A 21,545-nucleotide genomic window follows, 5' to 3' on the forward strand; every position below is an offset into this window, starting at 1 on the left:
GACACTGTTCAATTTGGACAAGGCGCAGGATTCCAAAGGAGGCGCGCCTTCGCCTCCTTTGGGCGGTCTGGGCCGCCGCCCAGTGAGCGCAGCGAATGCAGTTGACCTTGACCTTGACCTTGACCTTGAAGTTGACCTTGATCTTGACCAAAATTAATTAAAAAAGTTTATGCCGTTTTTAAACGGCCCTCCCCACGGAACCCCGAATACATACCTCAGTCACAAAATCCTGCTGCAATGGCTCCGTCAGCGGTTCCCCAATGCCCTGTAATAATAGCCGCGCCGCAGCCTGACCCATAGCTTTACCGGGTTGTCGTACCGTGGTCAGCTCTGGCGTTAGCAATCGCGCCTCGGGGATATCGTCAAAACCGGTTACGCTGATATCCCCGGGTATAGCAATATTCAACTCCTGGCAACGACGAATAAAACCAATAGCCATTAAATCATTAGCGCAAAGCACCGCCGTGGGGCGCTGATCTACCGCCAGCGCGGCAATCTCATCGGCGGCCTGTCGTCCGGAAAGTTCACTGTAGTCGCCGCGGATCACTGGCACCGAATCAGGTAAAATGTCCGCGGCGGCAAAGGCCTCGCGAAAACCGGCCTGACGCTGTTCGCTAGTCCATAAACCCCGCGGGCCGCTGACGATGGTTAACCTATGGTGTTGCTGGTCCAGCACGTACTGCGCCAGACTGCGAGCACCAATCAAATTCTGCGAGCCAACAAACGGCAGATCGACACCAGGCAAGCATTCGTCAACAAAGACCACCGCCCCCTTCTTCGCCAGATTAAGCAACGAAGGACTGGGTAAGCCAGTACCAGAAAGATAAATCACTCCGCTAAGACGCTGCGTACGCAGCACTTTTGCATAGTACTCTTCACGCTGCATATCAGACCAGGTCATACACAGCACCAACAGACAGTCCATGCCATCCAGCACTTGCTGAATCCCGGCGGCGATATCGGCAAAAAAGGCATTACTGAGATCGGGCACAATAAAACCAATAGAGGATACCCGCTGATGCTTCAGACTTCTGGCAGCAGAGTTAGGCTCAAAATTAAGCTGCGCCACACAGCGTAATACCCGGGCACGCGTTTCGGCAGCCACCGGGCGGTCGCTGTTATTAATCACGGCACTTACCGTGCCAATAGAGACATGGGCCAGGCGAGCCACGTCGCGAATAGTGGCGCGCGCAGCGCCAGTCGCCTCGGTTTTAGCAGACAACGGATCCATAGCATCACCTGGTTTTAAAAGCAGCGTTATGGGCGACGCCAATAGCGTCTCGACCAGCGATGGGCGGTGGAAGACGAACGCCAGGGCGTCATAAAATACTCAAGCAGGATCACCAGTAAAAAGCTGACCACGCCCAGCAAGGCCAGAAAGGCGATAGCGGAAAAGGTACCGGCAGTGTTGAGACGCGAATTGGCCTGCAACAGATAGGCCCCCAGCCCGCCACTGGTGGAAGCCGTCCACTCGCCGATCACCGCACCGGTTACGCTGAAGGTGGCGGAAAGTTTTAACGCGGAAAACAGCGGTGTATAAGTGGCAGGCAGTTTGACGTAACGAAAAATACTGAGCCGTGAACCGCCCATCGAGCGCACCAGATTCAGCATATCTTTATCCACCGAATTAAGGCCATCAAGCACATTGACCACCACCGGGAAAAACACCACCAGCGCCACAATCACCAACTTGGGTGCCAGGCCAAAGCCCAGCCAAATGGTTAACGCCGCGGCAATGGCAATCACCGGCACTGCCTGACTGGCGATCAGTATCGGATACAGAATACTGCGGATCCAGGGAGTGGCATCCATCAGCACGGCAAACACAAAACCCGCACCGGCACCTAAAACAAAGCCCATTAAAAAAGTGACAAAGGTGATCTGAAAACCATCCAATAAGGTCGGCAGATCGTCAAGCATATGTGCCCAGGTCTGCTCCGGCGACGGCAAAACATAGGCCGGGATCTGGTAGATGCGTACTGACAGATCCCATACCAGCAATACCAGAAGCAACGCCGCCAGCGGACCGCCTAAAGGTAACAGCAACTTACGAGCGAGTGTCATGGGCAAGAGCATCCTGTGTCGCGTTTTCGCTATAGATAAGATCAAGGATCTGACGTTTAAGCACGGTAAACTCCGGACTGGTCAGGCAGGAGAGTGGCCTTGGCCGTGGGATATCAACCTGTAATATTTCGCGAATACGCCCCGGTCGCGGCGACATTACCACCACCCGGTCCGCCAGGTAGACCGCTTCATCAATATCGTGGGTGACAAAAATCACTGTGCGTTTTTGTTCTGCCCAGACGGTCAGCAACCATTGCTGCATTGACAGGCGAGTTTGCGAATCCAGCGCACCAAAAGGTTCATCGAGCAGCATAATTTCATGTTGCATCGCCAGAGTACGCATCAAGGCTACCCGTTGGCGCATGCCACCGGACAGCGCAGCGGGATAGTGATTGATAAATTCGCCCAGACCGTAACGCTCGGCCAATGCCACCCCTGCCGCCCGTTGCTGATGACTGGCCCCGCCGTTAAGGATAGCGCCGAGGACGATATTGTCGATCACCGTCATCCATGGCAACAGCAGGTCTTTTTGCAGCATATAGCCCACATGACCGCTGCTGCCGGTGACCTCAACGTTATCAATCAAAATATGCCCCGCATCGGGGGCCAGTACGCCAGAAATCAGATTAAATAGCGTACTTTTGCCACAGCCCGAGGGGCCAACAACACAAACAAACTCACCTTCCTGAACCTTTAAATCTGTTGCTGCCAGCGCCGTCATACTGCCAAAACGCTTTGATACCTGTTGCAGTGACAACTTGGGGTAGGTCATAACTCACCTTTTGCTTGCGGTCAGGAAATCCCCTGCCAACGTCTTAAAGAATTTCGCAACCTTCGCGTCCAAACCACAGCAGATCTTCCACTTTCACCGCTACCTCACCGCGCTGGGCAAAAGGCTCTATCGCCCAGGCCCCCCACATCGGAGTGGCGTTACCGGCGTCGATAAAGCCCTGGGTATAGGCGGCTCCGGCAGTCAAAGAGTGACCAATATTGCCGAGCAAATCCAGCAGGATAAAGCCTTCCTGCGTCAACCGCTGATGAGAAAGGGCAAACAGCTCATTGGCTGGCATACCTGGCCGACAGAGGGCCAGGGTTTCATAGTGAATGCGCTCCAGGTCACGCAGCGCCTGTGTAGCCTCAGGGTAATCACCAATAATCGCACAGCGGGTACAGTCACCCCAGGAGCCATCGGCGGTGATGGGGTGCACATCCACCATCAACACATCCTGCTCGCCGGCAATCTGCTCTCCCGGCCCTTGCGTAGGGAAACAAACCCGGGTGTTTTCCCCAAGGCCAACGTTGGTAATAGTCCAGATACCCACCGCGCCCTGTTGCTGAAGATAGGTGTGTACCTGTTGTTCAACCTCTACTTCGCGGATCCCGGCGCGCGCAGCGGCAACCCCCACCAATGCGGCGGCTTTCGCCAGTTTTTGCGCGGCGCGCAGTCCCTCCGGGGCAGTAAAGGCAATGTCCGGCCCGGGACGATAGTCCCAGGCCGGTTTGGTAATAGCAGAAGTCGTGGTCATACGACCTCCTTATGGGAGATATTGATTGCTGAAGTATTGATCCGCCGGCAACGGTGCCTTGACAATGCCTTCTGCCTTAATGGCGGTCAGCAGACTTTGCCAGATGGCGGCATCAAGCTGCAGAGATTTACTGTCAACCGGTGACAACAGGGGAATGGTATCGCTCCACTGCTGTTTGATATAGATAGGATCGTAGGCCTTGCTGTAGGCGGTGGCAAATGCCTGTACACCTTCATCAGGATGTGCGACAGCATAGGCGATACTTTTTTCGGTAGCGCGCATAAAGGCCTTGGCCAGTTGCGGGTTGGCCTTTAACCACTGCTGGTTACCGGCAAACATAAAGATCGGCGTATTGGGCACCCCGTGAGCAATAGCCGGTAAAAACTCCGGCTGCTGTTTGCCGGTGGTGGTCATTTCGGTGCCTTCGGCATTGGTGATACCGGTGATCACATCCACGCGTTTTTGTAATAACAAAGGTACCGTATCATCGGCAGCGGTGACCATTTTTACGTCATTGAGGGTCAGGCCGGCACTTTTCAGCATCAGGGCCAGCTGGGCTTTAGTCCAGGCATCGTTATAGATACCCACGCTTTTACCTTTTAACTCGGCGACGGTATAGCGTTTACCCTGTTCGCTAATCACCCCCCAGTTATTTTCTTTGCCATAGCGGCCAATGGCTTCCACCGGCGCGCCCTGCTCTTTGGCAAAGATAATATCCATTACCGTAGTGAAGGCGACATTGGCCCGCCCGGTACCGAGAAACTTCATGGTATCTGCCACCGTCGGGGGTGCCACAATCTCGAGATCGATACCTTCCTGGGCGTAGAAACCCTTATCTTTACCGAGGATCCACGGGATCCAGAAGCCATCGGCTACTGGCCATTCCTGAATAAAGGTGACTTTGGTCAAGGACGCGGCCGACGCCGTGGCTATCCCCCCCACCGCCGGCAACAAGGTACTAAGCAGTGTTGCACCAGCCAAAACGGTTCCAGCTAAAAATGTACGTCTTTTCATGTTCATTTCTCCGGCAGTTTAGGGGAATTATTAAACGATCTGCTGCATATTGAAACGGTTCAATATTTTATGTCAATTGATTTATTAATTATTTTTTAGCTTGAATAATAAGCAAATAGATGACAATTATATTTATCGAAACGGTTCGATAAATATCTCTGTCATGCCCTGTTGCGGTGCAAACCGGCACAATAATGATCCAGTCATTAAATGGAGAACAGTTATGTCGCAAAAAAACGTCTTATTGGTTGGCGAGACCTGGGTCAGCGCCGCCACCCATTACAAGGGGTTCGATGCCTTTGGCAGCGTCACCTTTCACTCCGGTGCCAAAGCGATTATTGCCGCGCTGGCTGGCAGTGAGTTTACGTTGACTCATATGGCGGCGCATCAGGCGGTAGAAGACTTACCCTTTACCCTGCAAGAACTTAATCAGTACGACGCCATTTTGTTATCCGATATTGGTGCCAACTCACTGTTGCTGCATCCTGACGTCTGGCTGCATGGCAAAACGGTAGCCAATCGGCTCGATGTTCTGCGCGACTGGACGGCACAAGGCGGCGCACTGGCAATGTTTGGTGGTTACCTCAGTTTTCAGGGGATCGACGGTAAAGCCCATTGGCACCGCACTGCCGTTGAGCAGGCGCTGCCGGTGACCTGTCTGCCTTATGACGATCGTATAGAAGTCCCGCAGGGTTTTCAGCCGCAGATCGCCGAAGAACATCAAAGTCATCCGTTATTTGCGCAGATTAACGGTGAGTGGCCGTTGCTGCTTGGTGCCAATGAGGTGATCGCCAAAGAGCACGCCGAGGTGCTTGCCCGCCTGCCCGACGCTCTCGGCGGACATCCGCTGTTGGTCACCGGTCAGTATCATCAAGGCCGGACGCTGGCATGGACTTCAGATATCAGCCCGCACTGGTTACCGCAGAACTTTATTGACTGGCCAGGCTACAAACAGCTATTAATCAATATGCTCACCTGGCTGACGCAAAAACAGCCGACGGTGGACTGATAACTTCTCTGCAGCGGAGATTGTGATATGGCACCTCGACACGCCGAAGCCCCGATCACCGTGGCTTGTATTCAGATGGAACCCCATTTTGGCGACACCGCACGCAATGTCGCTACCAGTATCACCATGATTGAGCAGGCGGCGTCGCAGGGGGCTAACCTGCTGGTGCTGCCGGAATTATGTAATACCGGTTATGTGTTTACTTCACGTGCTGAAGCCTTTTCGCTGGCGGAATCCATTCCCGAAGGCTACTCAACCCAGGCCTGGATGGCCTGTGCCGCGCGCTTGAACATCTATCTGGTTGCTGGTATCACCGAACGCGATGGACAGAGTCTGTATAACTCGGCGGTAATTATTGGCCCTGAGGGACTGATTGGCCGCTATCGTAAAGTCCATTTATGGGCTGATGAAGCACTCTATTTTGCACCCGGTAACCTCGGTTTTCCGGTGTTTTCCACCCCACTTGGCATCCTTGGTTGCCATATTTGTTATGACTGTTGGTTTCCTGAGAGTTTTCGAATGGCCGCACTGCAGGGCGCAGAGATTGTCTGTGTTCCTACCAACTGGGTGCCGATCCCCGGTCAGGATCCCCAACGTGAAGCCATGGCCAATATTCTGGTGATGGCGGCAGCGCACAGTAATTCCATTTTTATTGCCGCCGCCGACCGGGTAGGAACAGAAAGGGAGCAGCCTTTTATCGGGCAAAGCCTGATCGTCAGCTATACCGGTTGGCCGGTGGCCGGCCCCGCCAGTGAGCATCAATCGGAGATCCTGCTGGCTACGGTCAATCTGGCGGATGCCCCGCGTCATCGCAACTGGAACGATTTTAATCAATTGTTGCACGACCGGCGTCCCGAAATGTACCAGTTGCCCACTCCGCCGTTATCCCCCTTCGTCCGTTAGCAGTGCATAGCGGTTAAGCAACTGAACGAACCTGGCATCTATTTCATTTAACAATGCCGGTTCCATCTTTTGCTGCTGCCGCTGCTGATCGAGTTGTCTTAATAACTCTTCCAGCGGCGGTGAAACCAGCAAGGGTTGTTGGATGGCAAATACCGCCGATTTCAGCTCGGACACAGTCATATAGCGTTTTTTCGGCTCATCCAGCGCGTTTAGCCGATCGGCCAGCTGTTGCAGGCCACTTTGCGCCTGTTGCCAGCCCGCCAGACGTTCAACGGGAAAAGCCTTCGCCGCACGTTGCTGTTGCCAGCGTTGAGTAAGCAGCAATACCTGGGGATTATGCGGCCACAACCGCTGCGCCTGCCGCACCTGTTGACGGGCATAGTTTTGTGCCCATAGCGGCGATAGCCGTGCAAGACCATCAAGTTGCTGCGCCATACGCGGGACGATCTCCTCGGCCAGGCTGGCGGCGGAGCTGGTTGGTATCTCCAGCGGCGCCAGCGTCACAGGCAACGGACGGGTTGCTGCCAGCAACGCCGTTTTCAGCGGATCGCTGGCGCGCCATTGCCAGCACCAGGCAATGCCCAACAGCAGGGCCATCCCGAGGATACCGGTAAGCAAACCCGGCCATTGCCGTGACAACCAATGACCAGCGGCTTGCCGACGGTCTCCCGCCTGACGGGGAACATAAAAATGCGGAACGATGGGGGCAACTGTCGGTAAAGGCGCGACCGGGAGCGGAACGATCCCCTGCTCGGCACGCTGACGCTCCAGGCGCTTTGCCCGGTTTTTCAGTTGCTGGCAGAGGTCTTCAAGCTGACTTATGGGTTCAAGCTCTCTGGCGACGAGTTGTTCAAGCATGCGCGTCAGCAACTTTTCCATACGGTAAATATTGGCCATGTCGTCACGCTCGCTATCGGCAATGCGTAACACCTGCTGTAAACGCTGCGCCAGCCAGATAAGAAGAGTCAAACGCGCGGGAGTTTGTGTCGGCCATAGCGTCGGCCACTGCTGCACCAGCAGTTCGGCCACCAACGTCAGTCCTTGCTCCATTCCAGGCAAACCGGCAATTTTCGCTCGGGCCAAGCAGTAATAGGTGGCCGTTTGCAGCTCCACACCGTTTTGCTGAAACAATCCCTGGCATAATTGCTCAACCTGATGCCAGTTTACGTCCGGCCGTGCCGGATGGGTCAGTTTACCTATTTCGTGGCATAACAGGGTAAATTCGCTTAGCGAACGCGGATCGCCGCCGATGCGTAAGTTAGCGTCATAAGAGTCTGTCATCACGGTTCCTGATTATTATGGGCCAGCCATTGCTGCTGACGCAGATGGCGCACTAATACTTTTCCTTCAGCGGTAAACAAGGTGCCAAAACGCACCTGCCCCATTCCCTTGAGTTCTGCTTCCAGGCTATAGGCCAGTTGACCGGGTTGAGTTTGTGGCAACAGCACAATATCCAGGCGCATAATCCGCGGCTCATATTTTCTGATCACCTGCCGCAGACGTCGTAACAACTCCTGGGCCGAACTGGGCATCCCCTGCAGGATCTGGCTCATATCCGGCAATCCATAGTCCGGCAGGTGCGCCAGTTGTCCCGCGCGACTATTAAACAGACGTTGCAGATTATCCAGCACCGATAACACGCGGCGGTCCTCTTCACTGACTTGCTGCATGGGCAGACCGCCGCTAAAATTCTGTGTTAATACCTCATACAATGAAGGCCCAAGGTTTGGCGACATGGTTCACTCCTTATTAAGTGGTTTAAGTTGTACCTGCCGGCTGTGCAATTCAATAACCCGTGGCTTATCAGGATCGAGGTCTGCGCGGTCGATAACCACGCGCCAGCTGTTTTGCGCAATTTCCGGTGACAAGAACAGTGCCATCACTGCCACATGTTTTGCCTGCGGATCCAGCGGTATATCCAGTGCTGCGCTGCCATTGGGCTGCACCCTGAGATCGCGCTGATCGAGCAAATCCGCTTTCAGAACCTGACTATCGACGTCGGACAGTTGCTGGTAATCGGCAGTATCAAACGCCTTGCGTTCCCTGAGCTGGTAAACACGCACAACGGTGGCCAGGGGTTCTCCCTGTGGATTGTTATTGCTGGCATGACGGGCATTAAAATCCAGATGAAGGGTTTTTACCTGTTTGTAAAAAATAGCTTTGGTTGTTGATATGGTGCCATCGGAGACTTTTTGCGTCAGGCCGCAACCGACCAGCAGGCTGCTTATCACTAATAGCGGCAGAAGAGATTTAAAAACGGTAATTGCCATCAGAAGCCTCAATAGGATGTGGATTGGGGGCCAACCCCTGATAACGTCCCAGATTCAGGGTCAGGGTCCGTGGATTTTGCGAAGATAAGGACGACGGCGTATCGCGCAACACCGCGGTCAACCCGAGTCGTGGCGCAAGAGGTGTCGGCATCGAATGCAATTGCGCATCTGCCAGCGCCTCTCTGGGTAGCACCAGTTGCAGACGTACCTGATAACGTGCACCAAGATACACATGCAATAATCCCTGAAGATCCTGCAGCAAAGGGCCGCCAGGTAACCAGGCTTCGATTTCGTCGCGATCTTCGCAATGCAGTTTGAGTAATAACTGGCTGTTGACGTCGATACTGCTATTCCCCAATACCGGTCGTTGTTGCAACGTGACGCGCCGTTGCTCGCTGAGCTGCACCGGCTGCCTGACGTAGACTTTCACAGGGTCGTGCGGGCAAACTTCTGCCCGGGTATGGCACGCCAGCAAACTGACCAGAGCGCCAATACCTTCGGCAGTACGTGTCGGTAAGCGCAGCGTGCACAGCAGCGCCAGAAATCGCGAAATCGGCGCACCAATTTGTTTTTCGGTGCCCGGTATCCCCAGACCCACCAGCCCCAATAAATATTGCGAGGTCTCATCTTTGCCGCCAGTGACAAAGCTTGCCGGATAGGAGTATTTCCGCCAGATACGATAAAACTGGGTGGTCAGGCGGTGATTAAAAATATCAAGGAAATCACTGACCGCATCGCTGCCCTCCTGTTGCTGGGCAATATCATCGATATAACAGCTGGGTAATGGCGACTCAACGCCATAGAGTCCGAGAAACTGCGTACTTACCCGGGGGGGACGGGTCGGATGTTCACTATCGTAAGTGAGTGCTTTTAATTCGCTAACCGGAAATCCCATGCCGGGATGAGGATGAAAGCGCACCGGCTCATCACGCAGATGGCTGTCACTTCCCAGACTGCTGTCCGCGGGCATGGCCTGCTCTACCAGTTGGCAAAAGCGGTAGAAGTTGATTTTGGCAACATAGGGGGCCAGTTGTCCGATTAGCCCGGGATGCGTGGGCGGTGATTTTCGTTCCATCGAATAGCCTTTCCGCTAGGTTGAATAATCAGCGTCAGTTGGGTAAAAAGATGAACATCGGCATATAGCGCAAAGAAGCGGTTAAGCATCTCGCCAAACAGATTGATATCCCCTTCGCCGCTAAACCCCTCGCTGTTGAGTGTGACTTCGATATCGCTGCCGCGCAGTAAAAAACCCTGCTCAAATCGGGTGATCAGATGCTGTTTTACATCAACAATAGCTTCGAGCTTGCGGCGGGTCATTTCATCATCGCGCCAGTCATACAGTGCCAGGGTGCCGCGCAGCACCTCGGCGCTGGCGATCATGCTTAAAAAATTGGATCCCAGGTGGCTCATGATCCGCCAGTGGAAGCGATCTTCTGCCGGCGGGTAACAAGGTAAAGTCGGAGAACAGAGGCTTTTTACCTTGACCTGCACAGGTAGCGACTGTTCGCAGCGATTTATCTGCGCGCTATTCAGCGCCTTACGAGGTAACTGGCCGTTGGTGCCAGTGATTTGCAACGACAAGGTTTCATGTAAAAACAGCCGGTCGTCTTCCCACGCCTGGCCGCCAAGGATTAACCAGGTATCGTACAGACCGGAGGGGCCACGTTTAACCCGGGTGTGATAATAACGCTCCGGGGCGCTATGACGTAACATACCGCCGCGATGGCGGAAACTACTGAAGGGCGCATATTGCGTTGTCTCGCTGCGCGACGAGCCATTGACATTATCAACGGAATAGATCTCGGTATGTCCATCCTGCAGACGACGTGGCCTCAGCAGATATTCGTTTTTCAGACCGTCAACCACCAGCGGATCGGCCTCAATGGTAAACAGATTTATCACTGGAACCGCATGCAGACAGATATTGCCGCTGGCCAGCGGCAGTTGATGATCCCACAGCTCGCTAAATACCACCTCCAGCTCAAACCACGGCGTTTTTGGCGCCAGCGGCATTTGCTCCAGGCCATTAAGCTGTACAAACATAAATTTCTCACGAAAGGTGAAATACTCCAGCAGCAATTGATAGCCACTAAAGGCGCTGTCCCCCTTGGGCCATAAACTTTCATGATCGGCAAAGCCGCCAGGAGAAAAATAGCCGTTGAAGGGCTGACGATCGATGCTGCCTGCAACGCGGAAATAGATTGCAGCCTGACGTTTGGTCAACGCCAAATGCAGGGCAGCGCTAACCGGGGTGTCGGCGTTAAGATAGAAACTGAGACGGCTAAAATCAGCCTGGCCAGGCGCTATCATTTCACTGAGTTGAAAACGCAGGCGTAGCATCGAGCGGCCATCGGACTCGGTAAGCATTTGTGCTTGTTCGAGTTGCAAGGGATGCAGGCGGAGCTCACGCGTAGTGCGATAGCGACACAGCGTCTGCCTGGGACCGACCGGTTCGGAAAGCACCTGAAAACCGGCAGGAATTGTCTGATTCATTTTCATCTGATCAATAACGGGGGTGAATTGCACAATCGATAATGACGGGATGGTGCGCAAATAATGTGGCCACAGCAGGCTGACCAATCCCTCAGTAAACTCTGGCACAGAGTCATCAAGCTTTTCACGCAGGCGCCCCATCGAAAAGGCAAAGCCCTCGAACAGTCGTTCAACATAAGGATCGACATCACCAACCCGATCCAGATTAAGTTCGGCTGCCCGGTCGGGGTGCGTCTGGGCAAACTCCCGGGCAGCTTCTCTCAGATAACGCATTTCTGCTTCATAGTAACGCAGTGTCAAATCTTCCATACCACCTTCCCTGTAATAGAACAGACCCTTTGGTAGTGCCAAATACTCCCGTCAGATCGCCAATAGGGCGCACTAGCACAACACTGCCGCACGCGCCGGGTCGATCGCCACCAGCCCCGCCAAAAGCGTCTCCATCTGCTGTTGAATTTGCTGCTTATCGCCGTCATTACGTTGCTGCCGGAGGCGAAGCTGCTTTAATAAACTGGCACGCACTTCAAATAGCAGCTCTGGCTCCCAGTCGGCCAGACTGAGTTGTGCGGGTGTTTGATTGAGTTCGGCAAGCAGGCAACACGCCATTTCATTCTTGCCGCATTGTTCCGCTACCCGCGCCATTAATAGCCGTTGCAACCAACGCTGGCGCAGACTGCGTATATTCTGAACTTGTAGCAACCATTTAAAAGCATCTTCAATACCGCTACTATCTGCCTGGGCGAGAAGTTCACTTTCCAGCCCCAGAACCTCATTGCTGTTGTCACTGGCGACCTTCTCTGGCGGCGACCAGCCCTTTGCATTTTCATTGATCAGTTGCTCGATCCAGATACGCGTCGCCTCATCGGCAAAGGGAGTACCGTCGTTGTAATTTTGCAGTTCAAGGCCTGGCAGACGCAGCAGCAACAGCCGCAGATCCTGAGCAATTACCTCCTCCCAGTCAGCGTATGGCTGCCCGGCATGTTTCAGTGCCTGACAACTGTACCACTGCAGATCCAACCAAAAATGATTGACTCCCTGGGTGAAGATACTGCCGGCCTTGTCCAACAGTTCCAGCCAGTTTTTCTGGGCGTAAAGACGTTTGAGCTTACCGCGCAGCTCCCCGCGAGGCGGCAATAAACGCGTATTGCCCTTGTCGTCCTGCGGTGGCAATTGATACACCGTATCCCAACGTAATACCCGCATCAGCCGGGCGCTGGCCAAACCGCCCTGCGGCTGGTCATGCAAATACTCCGCCAGCACCTTACCCTGCTCGAGCAGGTCACGCCCCGACTGAATGTTTTTGACTGGTGCCGTGGCTACCGCCCCGCTCTCATCCCCACTGACCGCCTGTTGGGGCACCAGCGCATTGGCGCCCCCCGCCCGCGCCAGGCGAGTTTCCAGCATACCAATCAGCGGGTCGAGACAAGGACGGCAGCTTTCCGGCCATTGACGCAGGCTGGCTTGCATCCAGCACAGCGCCGCTATCGCGCGAGCAAAATCCGGTAATGCCACTTCCGGATGGCGTGCCAGCGCATCCTGCATTTTGCTTGCCGCCAGCCATTCCAGCGCCACTTTTCGACTCTGCGCACGCGTTGGCAGTAGTTTCTCGCCATACCTGGCCAGCAATCCACTTAGCAGTGCCAGCCCATCGGCCAAGCCGGCATCGCCATCCTGCCAGGTACGCGCCCATAAATAGTAGGTCGCCACCCGCACATCTTTGCCGCAGTCGATTAACAGGGTTTGCGCCAGTTGACACACCCGCGTCGTATCCGACCCCGAGAGCTTATTGACCTCCTCGCGCAGACATTGAAAATCATCGTGATAAGCGGGATCTTCGCCAAGTGGGTTTTCCTCGCTAACTGGTAATAGCCATTTTTCCCACAGCGCCGCCTGTTCCACCGCTAACGCCAGGGCATCCCCTGTAGGCAGCAGGTTATTTGCAAGAGCCGTTAATATGGGCATAGTTTTTCCTTACCGACTTTAATCTATTAATTAAGATGATTTATTAACTTGCTACTGAATAGCAACATGTTTGTTTTTATTTAAAAAACTCGCCCCAATCATTACTGACAGCTTAATAACCGAACAATAAAAATCAATTATTTTATTGCTCGAATAAAATTTATTAAAAACAGGCTTATAAAATCAATATTCTTTATCGTCGGGCTCAATTGTCGATGTCGATATATATCCCTCACGCTTATTCACTGCGTCACGAACATTTTTCTGCACCGCCACCGCGCCGAACAAGCCAAGAAAGAAGGTGACACCATAGAAACCCTTTTCACTTAACAATAACGAGGCATTCCATAGTCCGGCCACCAGCAGGATCACCGAAATCAAGAAGGCTAAAATACAAACGCCGTGATAAAGATCGGTGGTTGGGATGTTTTCCATTCTGTCACGAACAGTTTTCTGTAGTGAAATGGCAGAAAACAATCCAAGTACCAACACCGCAATATAATACCCTTTTTCATTAAAGGGTATCTCGGCATTCCATAAGCCAATAAGGTAGACAATTACGCCACCAATCATGGCAATCCATGAAATGGCATTAAATGCCGCAGAAGTCTGTTGAATTTTATTTTCCATTTAGTTCACCTATTAATATTTGATTGATTTAAGTTACATGAAATATAATTTAATTATGCAGAATGATGCTCCCTTCTGACGTTTATCTTATTGGCACTTATTTATTAATGTCCTTTCTCTGCCCTGTCCCGGGTTAAAAATATCTGTTTAGGCAGCACAAAACCTCGCAGGCGCAGCAGTGCCAGCGGGCCTTCATCTAGTTCAGTGCGCAGCTCATAGAGTAGAGGTAAACCATCCTGGGCGGTAAATCGCAGAGTATAGCCGCTTGCCACGCCGGGATTGGCGGTGACCTGTGCCTGTTGCAACAGGCGGATCAGTCCCCAGTGACCAGGATGTTCGGCAAAGATACGGGTGCTCGCCTTGTTACTGATCCAGCGTAAACTCGCGCCGGGCGCCGAGGTATCAGCGGGCCAGTTCATCTGCGTCCAGACCGGCAACTGATTAAAATAGCTAAGCGGCTGATTGTCGATCAGCAGGTCGGTCTGTACCACGCCACGTGCGGTGCCCGGCCGCAGTGCAAAATGCATTCCGGCTTCACCATTAACAAACACCACATCGGCCAGGTAGCCAAGCAGGTTGACGGCTTCCAAAAATTCCGGGTTAAAGGTCAGCCCCTGGGTATTGCTGCTGTTGGGTACCCAGCGACTTCCTTCCTTACGCAGTACGCCTGCCAGACGACTTTCCAGAAAACGCTGGATCCGTCCGGTGTCGGCGCGCAGGTATTGCGACAGCAGCGGCAAAGAGGCGTCGCTGCCGACAGCATTAAAAGGATAACGTCCGCTAAACGCCTTTTGCCAGTCATTGACAATCGCCGCCTGCCATTGTTCGTTCAGACTGCGAGCAGTAGGCATTAATACCTGTTGCCAGGCCTGCTCCATCGGCGAAACAAACAGCGCCTGCCCGAGACCTTGCCATTGTTGCCCCAAACCAGCAGCAAGCAAACTGCCATAGTCACGGGTCTCGGTCAGATCCACACCATTACCCTGGAAAACTGTTTGCGCCAACTCCTGCATCCGCACCTGCGCATCGGCCGTACTGGTGATCTGTTGCAGCTTAAGGCGCACACGCGTCACCCGAGTAAGATAGCTCTGTAAACTAAGCGGGATACTGCCTTGGCTGGTATTGGCGTTATCCATCAGCGCCAGCAGCGGGCCAAAAGTGCTGTCCAGCGGACCATGCCAACCACGACTTTGGTCGATTACCACAGGCTCCGGCCTGTTAAGCAGATTTTTCGCCGACTTCACCAGAGAATCGGCCACCGCCTCGCCGCTCTGGCCAGTGCTTCCCTGGTAGGCCAGAGTATTAAACAGCGCGATCAGCGGCGACTCGCGGAAATCGGCCATTAACGCCAGTTGCTCAATAGCATCTGAGAGCGTTTGTGCCTGATGCCACTGGATGCTGTTAAGAAACCCCTGCCAACTGGTGGCAAAATCAGTGAAATAGCGTTCGCTGAGGCGGGCTTTTAGCGCCTCGGGCGAATCAGCGACATTGCGGCCGCGTTGGCTGTCGCTGAGTACCCAGTCAATCTCTTCCCAGCGTTGACGTACCACTTTGTCGATGGCACTGGATACCTCATTTTCCCAGGCGCTGCGGGTAAAGATCCCCGGCACTACCGCATGGGTGCTAAACAACTGTCTGGCATCGGTATCGCCAATCATCTGACCCAAGTGCATATCGCCATAATTTTTTGCCATCTGCTGCAACATAGTCTGGTATAGCGTTGTTTCAGCATTGCGTACTACCATTTCACGCAGCAGGATCCTGCGTACATCGCTGACCAGGCCATTATCGAGAGGGATTTTCCACTGCGGATGGCTGGCCAGATTCTGGCTATAAAAGCCAAGCAACGGCGGCGCTAACGCCTGCCACAAACCAACAGACACTCCTTGGCGCTGTGGCCAGTTTTGTTGCAACTGACGTAATAGAAAGGCGGGATCACTTTTTTCCGGGCGCGCCATCATCAAATAGGCCTTCAACTGGTCATAACCCTTTTTCGCCCGCGCCGCCCCCAGAGGCCGGTCAGAAGGCATGGCAGCCAGCTCAGCCAGTTGTTGCCGTAAAATTTCCGCAGCCTGATCGCGGATTAGCAAACTATTGTTATGGGCATAGCGTGGCCACAGCGCCTGTAACAACGCGTTGTTATAACTTAATCCCAGTCGTGTATACCAGGGAACGCCACTGACCTGACGATGCTGCAAGGTAGCTATTGATTGTTGCAGAGCCAATTGCTGATTAAGACGCTCCTCCAGCGGCAGATCCTCAGCGCTGGCCGCTTTTGCTCGTTCGACGCTGCTAGTAATTAACTGGCGATTGCTAAACCAGGAGACCAGCAATCCCCCGGCGGCAAGTAGGGTAATAGTCAGCAGGCAACTGCCTGCAGTTTTACGCCAGACTCCACCGGTACGCTGAGGAAATAATCCTGCGGGCAAGCGAGTTAACGACTCAAGTACTATTTGCCAGCTATTATCGGCTCCCCAACTATGGGCAGCGCTGCGCGTACTGCCAGTAAGTGGCAAACTAAACACCACGCCCGCCAGCGGCAAAGGTCGATAGGGACCGAGAAACGCCGCCAGTCCGGCGGTTAAACGTTCAATACCGCCCTGTAACAGATCCCATGCCAGCCGCAGTAAAAAATCATGGCGTGAGTCCTGCATTAGCTGCTGCGTACCTTGTGCAATCAACTGCGGCGTCAGCGAAGTGAGACTGGCCGTCAGGGTCTGCGGCTGGCAGCCTGGCGGCAGCAGACAACCCACCGACTGGGTTTTACGCCCGTCCTGTGACCAGCGGCTATGCTGCAGGCCCCAGACAAACAGTGGCAGTTGCCAACCCAATTGCTGATAACTTGCCGTAAGCGCACGAGCTATGCTATCCAGTTTGTCCGCCGTCAATTCAGCGATCAGTGGCTCCGGCAGCGGTGCCTGTCCTGTCAGCGGTTGACTAAAACCGTCAGTGACCCATACCACCCCGTCAAGTGGTCGACGATGCAGTTGACGCACGGCGCTTAAAACAGGACTGTGCGGCAACTCGGTCACCTCCCCACCCCACAACAATACTGTACCCTCACCCTCCAGCCACAGTTGGCTGGTTAATCCCGGCGCAATGGCCTCAACCGCCGCCTGCTCGCCCACCAGCAATAGAATTCGCGTTCTTTTGCGCCAGAAAGGGCCGTGTTGATTGCGGAGATAGGGTTTAATATCACCCAATAATGCAGTTGAACCTTCTGGTTTAGCATCAGCGGATGTCCTGCCGGGACCGTCGGGTTTAAATACACGTTGTTTGATGGCTATCCCACGACGCAACCAACCCGGCAGGCACAGTGGCCCCAGAAAAAGTGCAGTAAAAATTCCGCCCCAAATAGACCACAATGTATTTTTGCCAATAGCAAATTTTTCGAACAAATTTGAATGAGTGAACAGCAGAAAAGCACTCAGTCCTGCCAACCCAATAATCATCAGCAAATAACCCGCCAGTCCGAAACGTGACAAAGATAATGCTTTTGTATTACTCATTAAATAACTCCCTGGTCACCAGGCATAGCCATCCCGGCTGTTGCGGATTTTGACAGATAACTAACTGATCCTGATTAGTTCTGCTAACAGCCTCAGCAAGCATGGCCAGAGAAAGAGCAAAAGAAAGCTCCCCCGCCGGGCCAAATGAGAGATTGATGCGATGCAGTGGCCACTTATTGGGCAAATCCAACTTACGATCACTTGTAAATGTGGCAATATCTAAGGCAGTATTTTCAGTCTCACCAGCCAGCCATATATGCGGTAATTTATTATTATCAATCTGGTTATAGTCGAATAACATAACTAAATCTTCGACCAGTTTTCCCGTATCCAGCGGCATCATGCGGCCCATCCCAGCCATTACAGGTAGCGACTGACTGTGCGCAAAAGCAGGAGAGGTAATCAACTGAGCAGAAATAAACTCACTGGATTTCTGAGGGATGTGATTCGGCCAATGTTGTAAACAGAGCAAAAGAAAAAGCTCATTACACTGCACTTGTTGCTGCAGTTCGGGAATATCTTCAATAGTCGCAACCCGTTCCGGCAACAGTCCCCATTGGTTAGTCACCGCCTTCAAGATCGATTTTTCCTGAATTGGGTTGGCATGTAGCAGATAAATTTTCCGCAACTGGTGACGGTACCCTGAACATTGTTGCTCCAGCCCTTGATCTACCTCAGTCAAGTGCGCAGATAAATCTTGCAAAGGACCAAAAAGTGGTCTGGCCTTTTGGGGATACATCGGGATTTCACCTTGCTCATCCAATAATAAAGCTATTCCCTGTTCTTCTGGTGTAAATATTACGCTTGCCACAATCGCCAACTGGCGACGACTCCATTGTTGCCATTCTGTTTTTGTTTGCTGCGTTTCCATATCCCAGGTATATGCCGAGGCCAGAGATTGTTGGTAACGATTAAGCCTGGCACCAAAAAAACACATCCAAAGCAATAATGCCGGTACAGCCCCGTAAAATATTAACTGGCCAAAATCAGAAATATCACCGATAAATAACGCTGACAGCAGGCCAACAATCGACATTACAGCGAGAATGCTTAACCACACGCCATAACGGGGTCGAGGTAAAACAACGTGATCTGGAATTGCGGGGATAGGCCATCCCATAATTATCCCTCTCTTTGGTAACTTTACTGCTACAATATTTCATAAGGCAATGGATAAATATCTTTAAGATAAAGTAAGGTAAGGTAAATCTTCTTTATAAAATGATTTTTTAACTTTTCTTAACGCCGCTCGATATGTTGCTAAAACACCGGGAGGTATTCTCTTTTTCTTTCGATCCTTTGTTTATCAATAATAACCAATCCATTAGAGGCAAAGAAGTTTTCAGGTAGAAAGATTAAGTACTGTCCAATACAGCGTATAGTTGGATTTTTAATCAAATTAGCTAGTCTTCGTTGCTGTTCTTCAGTTAAGAACATATTCCTTGGATAAGGCTTTAGATATAACAATAAACTATAAATACCTATTACTGTTAGTAATATAATGATGGAAACTTTTATTAGACATAAGAATTTATTAAAGGATAATATTTGAAAAAAAGCTAAAATGCCCCCTGGCGCAACTGAAATGTTTTTATAATTCGATCCCATATTTCGACCAATTGCTCACTGCTGTATGTTTTGGTGTCTTTGCTGGAATTATGCAGTATTATTGATAACACAGGATGATGATAATCTGGCATTTTCTCGTTGGCATAAAGGACAAAATTGTACGCATTGACTTGCCGATCGTTTACTTCTTGTTTTCCGCTTATTAACCACTCTTGTGCGTCAAGACCCGGTAAAGAGAACTTACCTTTCCTTATAGTATTGTAGCCAGTAGTACGTAATATAGGCTCAATATCATTGCTACGCTCAAAGAGAGTGTCTCCTGTAACTAACGTAGTATAACTCTTTGCTGCAAAGATAAAATCATCAAATGTATAACGAATATGAAATTCCTCTTTGTTTTTTTGGTTATTATCTGCAATAAACCCTTCAGCAATACAAGTACCAGCCTCAGTTGGTACTTCATCATCTTTTCGCCCTTTTAAACGAGACAATAAATTCTGCATTTCTGCTAGCTTAGTATATTTGCTATCAAGAAACTGTTCTCTTGCTCCAGCGGCTAAATACTCACGTTTATCCTGATGAAATTTGGGGTCTGAGAAATCCATAATATCGGTTGTTACGGTAAATGCCACACCATTGGAGTACAAATGTGCTTCCAGAGTACGGCCATACCCAGGTCCAAAACTATTTCTATTACTATCAAATATTATAGCATCCAGATTTTTTAACGGTATTACTTGTTTAAGGTAGGGAGCGTTTTTGGGATTCATCGTTTTTTCATTTTTTAACTCTTGCTCTCTTAATCGGATGCGCTGTTCAAAAACAGGACGATAGAGACGTTCACTGCTTATCTCTATTTCATTGATTTCTGCGCCATCATTCATGTCATTCGCAAATGACAGCGGAACCTGATATATATAGCGACCAATACATTGCGGTTTTGTTTTTTCAAATAAGGTATCAATCATTTGTTGTTCCTTTGCGTTTAGAGGTAAGGATGACATATCACGGTGCAAATAAGCCCATACGGCAGCACAGCAACTGCCAACGATAGCAATTAGTATTAGAATTTTTTTGATCACCATTAATTGCCTCCTGTCCCTGGTACACTTTGAACCATTTTGACAATGGCGCGCAGCGTAAATTTTAGCGTCAACGAAGTTTCCTTCCCCTTTCGAATATTACTGGCATAAGCACCTTCGTGATCGACGTTAGTTGCCAGCAAGCTACGCAAACCTGACCAGCCAATACGCCCAGATTTTACCGGCACAGTACCATCCCCGGGACTAGCCGATGAAGTCAGCTCAAATTTTTTCCCTGCCGATTCCCGGTAAGTAGGTAAAGGTAATTTATAAGGCCTTTCATACCACGTCAAACTTTCTTCAGAAGGGTGTTCACTGCCGGCACCATAAAAAGCCCAAGTTTGAGGATGGTATTTACCATTCAATTCTTCAATAAACACTTTTACATTATATTTAATATTCTCAATATATTTACCCCATTCTTTTTCTTCGTCACCCAATAGTAAAGCCTTTTCACAAAGACGCCACCAGTCCTGTTCATTTAGGTAGATTTCCTCATATGGGTCTTCCTGAGGCTTACTTTGTATTTTCCCATCACTTTTGATTTTTAGCCAGCCTGAACCATAAGCCTTACCAGGCAATAATTGTAATGGGCCTGGTGACTGAGCCAGTACAGGCATCAATTCCTCCGCATTACTGCCAATAATGGCACCAAAGAGTCCTCGCTCACCGGTTTTCATGCGGCGATATGTCGCGGGTGAACCAAGATCGGGCATAACACCGTGGATAATACCGAGGATTTTGTTGCGCCCTGCCATATTTTCGGAATAATGACGTGCCACTAATCCTCCCATAGAGTGAGTAATAAGAATGACTTTTTCCACTGCTAGCCGGCCGCAATACAGCGCCAGGACATCAGAAACAAACTCATCAAGTTTTTGTGCCGATTTACTATTAGACTGCAACCAGTTATAACCAAAAACGTGTAATGGAAATAAAAACTCATAACTATGTCTTACTTCCTCATCAGTTAATGGTTCTTCCCCTAGCTCTGCTCCCATATTTTCACCAATCAGCTGTTGACGAGAGGTTAAATGTTTGGTGGTGCCAGCAAGATTTTCAAGAAGAAGATGTTGATCATTGAGCATAAATTGTAATGCTTCAAGCATTTCGCCATAACTTAAATATAATGCTGTACCCCATCCCCTTTTTTTGCGCGAAGGGAATATACTATCCACCTGTTCGTTATATAATATTTTACCTTTACCATCTACAAACGTTGTTTTATGATTCAATAATTCCTTTCTCTCTTTTCCATTTTTAAAACCCCAGCCAATCATATCTAACCCTTTATAAAAATCTGCACGCCAAATTTCCCTCCCATTTTTATCCTTTAAATTACTTCCCATTACTCCTGGAATAAATATAACGGGAATAACCTTATCTGCCACCTTGGGACAAACAGCGACCAAGTTTTTATCTGTCTTGGCATTTGGCAAGTGATAATTAACCGTGCCGTTATCATCATATTCAGGAATGATGGTGACTTCATTTTGATTATGCTCACTCATTGA

The 21,545-nt window shown here is 51.0% G+C and carries 18 protein-coding genes; 2 read left to right on the forward strand and 16 right to left on the reverse strand.

Features of this window, described 5'->3' with window-relative positions:
- Positions 1 to 178: 178 nt before the first annotated feature.
- Genes GW590_RS23810 through GW590_RS23830 form a run of 5 tightly spaced genes read right to left on the reverse strand, consistent with a single transcriptional unit; the run spans position 179 to position 4,604 of the window.
- The gene (locus GW590_RS23810; protein ID WP_169405564.1) at positions 179 to 1,231 is read right to left on the reverse strand and encodes a LacI family DNA-binding transcriptional regulator; all 1,053 of its coding nucleotides are present in this window, start codon (positions 1,229 to 1,231) and stop codon (positions 179 to 181) included.
- Positions 1,232 to 1,257: 26 nt separating this feature from the next.
- Complete coding sequence (locus GW590_RS23815; RefSeq protein WP_235956024.1) at positions 1,258 to 2,064, reverse strand: ABC transporter permease; 807 nt, start codon at positions 2,062 to 2,064, stop codon at positions 1,258 to 1,260.
- The gene (locus tag GW590_RS23820) at positions 2,048 to 2,836 is read right to left on the reverse strand and encodes an ABC transporter ATP-binding protein (protein WP_169405566.1); all 789 of its coding nucleotides are present in this window, start codon (positions 2,834 to 2,836) and stop codon (positions 2,048 to 2,050) included. Before GW590_RS23820 ends, GW590_RS23815 begins: the two co-directional genes overlap by 17 nt.
- A gap of 43 nt (positions 2,837 to 2,879) precedes the next feature.
- Complete coding sequence (locus tag GW590_RS23825) at positions 2,880 to 3,590, reverse strand: M24 family metallopeptidase (protein ID WP_169405567.1); 711 nt, start codon at positions 3,588 to 3,590, stop codon at positions 2,880 to 2,882.
- A 9-nt stretch (positions 3,591 to 3,599) separates the two neighbouring features.
- Entirely contained in the window at positions 3,600 to 4,604 is a 1,005-nt protein-coding gene (locus tag GW590_RS23830) for an ABC transporter substrate-binding protein (RefSeq protein ID WP_169405568.1), read from the reverse strand.
- Positions 4,605 to 4,827: 223 nt separating this feature from the next.
- On the opposite strand from GW590_RS23830, the gene GW590_RS23835 reads away from it, so the two are divergent.
- Together GW590_RS23835 and GW590_RS23840 are read left to right on the forward strand one after the other, a co-directional pair.
- Complete coding sequence (locus tag GW590_RS23835) at positions 4,828 to 5,613, forward strand: glutamine amidotransferase (RefSeq protein WP_169405569.1); 786 nt, start codon at positions 4,828 to 4,830, stop codon at positions 5,611 to 5,613.
- 27 nt (positions 5,614 to 5,640) lie between these two features.
- Positions 5,641 to 6,516 (forward strand): nitrilase family protein, encoded by an 876-nt coding sequence (locus GW590_RS23840; protein WP_169405570.1) that lies wholly within the window; start codon positions 5,641 to 5,643, stop codon positions 6,514 to 6,516.
- On the opposite strand, the gene GW590_RS23845 is transcribed toward GW590_RS23840, so the two are convergent.
- From GW590_RS23845 to GW590_RS23895, 11 genes are all read right to left on the reverse strand, one after another.
- Positions 6,496 to 7,797, reverse strand: a complete 1,302-nt coding sequence (locus tag GW590_RS23845; RefSeq protein ID WP_169405571.1) for a VasL domain-containing protein — start codon at positions 7,795 to 7,797, stop codon at positions 6,496 to 6,498. The two genes, GW590_RS23840 and GW590_RS23845, sit on opposite strands and share 21 nt — an antisense overlap.
- Positions 7,797 to 8,252 carry a type VI secretion system baseplate subunit TssE gene (tssE, locus tag GW590_RS23850; RefSeq protein ID WP_169405572.1) on the reverse strand — a complete coding sequence of 152 codons (456 nt, stop codon included), beginning with the start codon at positions 8,250 to 8,252 and terminating at the stop codon, positions 7,797 to 7,799. The genes GW590_RS23845 and tssE overlap by 1 nt, the downstream gene beginning before the upstream one ends.
- A gap of 3 nt (positions 8,253 to 8,255) precedes the next feature.
- Entirely contained in the window at positions 8,256 to 8,786 is a 531-nt protein-coding gene (tssJ, locus tag GW590_RS23855) for a type VI secretion system lipoprotein TssJ (protein WP_169405573.1), read from the reverse strand.
- The gene (gene tssG, locus GW590_RS23860; RefSeq protein ID WP_169405574.1) at positions 8,767 to 9,861 is read right to left on the reverse strand and encodes a type VI secretion system baseplate subunit TssG; all 1,095 of its coding nucleotides are present in this window, start codon (positions 9,859 to 9,861) and stop codon (positions 8,767 to 8,769) included. Before tssG ends, tssJ begins: the two co-directional genes overlap by 20 nt.
- Complete coding sequence (gene tssF, locus GW590_RS23865; RefSeq protein ID WP_169405575.1) at positions 9,825 to 11,588, reverse strand: type VI secretion system baseplate subunit TssF; 1,764 nt, start codon at positions 11,586 to 11,588, stop codon at positions 9,825 to 9,827. Before tssF ends, tssG begins: the two co-directional genes overlap by 37 nt.
- A 72-nt stretch (positions 11,589 to 11,660) precedes the next feature.
- Entirely contained in the window at positions 11,661 to 13,241 is a 1,581-nt protein-coding gene (gene tssA / locus GW590_RS23870) for a type VI secretion system protein TssA (protein WP_169405576.1), read from the reverse strand.
- A 183-nt stretch (positions 13,242 to 13,424) separates the two neighbouring features.
- A complete protein-coding gene (gene yiaA / locus GW590_RS23875) occupies positions 13,425 to 13,871 on the reverse strand; it encodes an inner membrane protein YiaA (protein WP_169405577.1) in 447 nt (148 codons plus the stop codon).
- A gap of 104 nt (positions 13,872 to 13,975) precedes the next feature.
- Complete coding sequence (locus tag GW590_RS23880) at positions 13,976 to 17,380, reverse strand: ImcF-related family protein (RefSeq protein WP_169405578.1); 3,405 nt, start codon at positions 17,378 to 17,380, stop codon at positions 13,976 to 13,978.
- Complete coding sequence (locus GW590_RS23885) at positions 17,373 to 18,500, reverse strand: hypothetical protein (protein WP_169405579.1); 1,128 nt, start codon at positions 18,498 to 18,500, stop codon at positions 17,373 to 17,375. Before GW590_RS23885 ends, GW590_RS23880 begins: the two co-directional genes overlap by 8 nt.
- Positions 18,501 to 18,939: 439 nt before the next feature.
- Positions 18,940 to 20,034: a T6SS immunity protein Tli4 family protein gene (locus GW590_RS23890; RefSeq protein WP_169405580.1), complete on the reverse strand. Its 1,095-nt coding sequence runs from the start codon at positions 20,032 to 20,034 to the stop codon at positions 18,940 to 18,942.
- Positions 20,034 to 21,542 carry a lipase family alpha/beta hydrolase gene (locus GW590_RS23895; RefSeq protein ID WP_169405581.1) on the reverse strand — a complete coding sequence of 503 codons (1,509 nt, stop codon included), beginning with the start codon at positions 21,540 to 21,542 and terminating at the stop codon, positions 20,034 to 20,036. The genes GW590_RS23890 and GW590_RS23895 overlap by 1 nt, the downstream gene beginning before the upstream one ends.
- Between the last annotated feature and the right edge of the window lie 3 nt (positions 21,543 to 21,545).

Origin of the sequence: Rouxiella aceris (genome assembly GCF_012933545.1) — a bacterium.
Classification (GTDB): domain Bacteria; phylum Pseudomonadota; class Gammaproteobacteria; order Enterobacterales; family Enterobacteriaceae; genus Rouxiella; species Rouxiella aceris.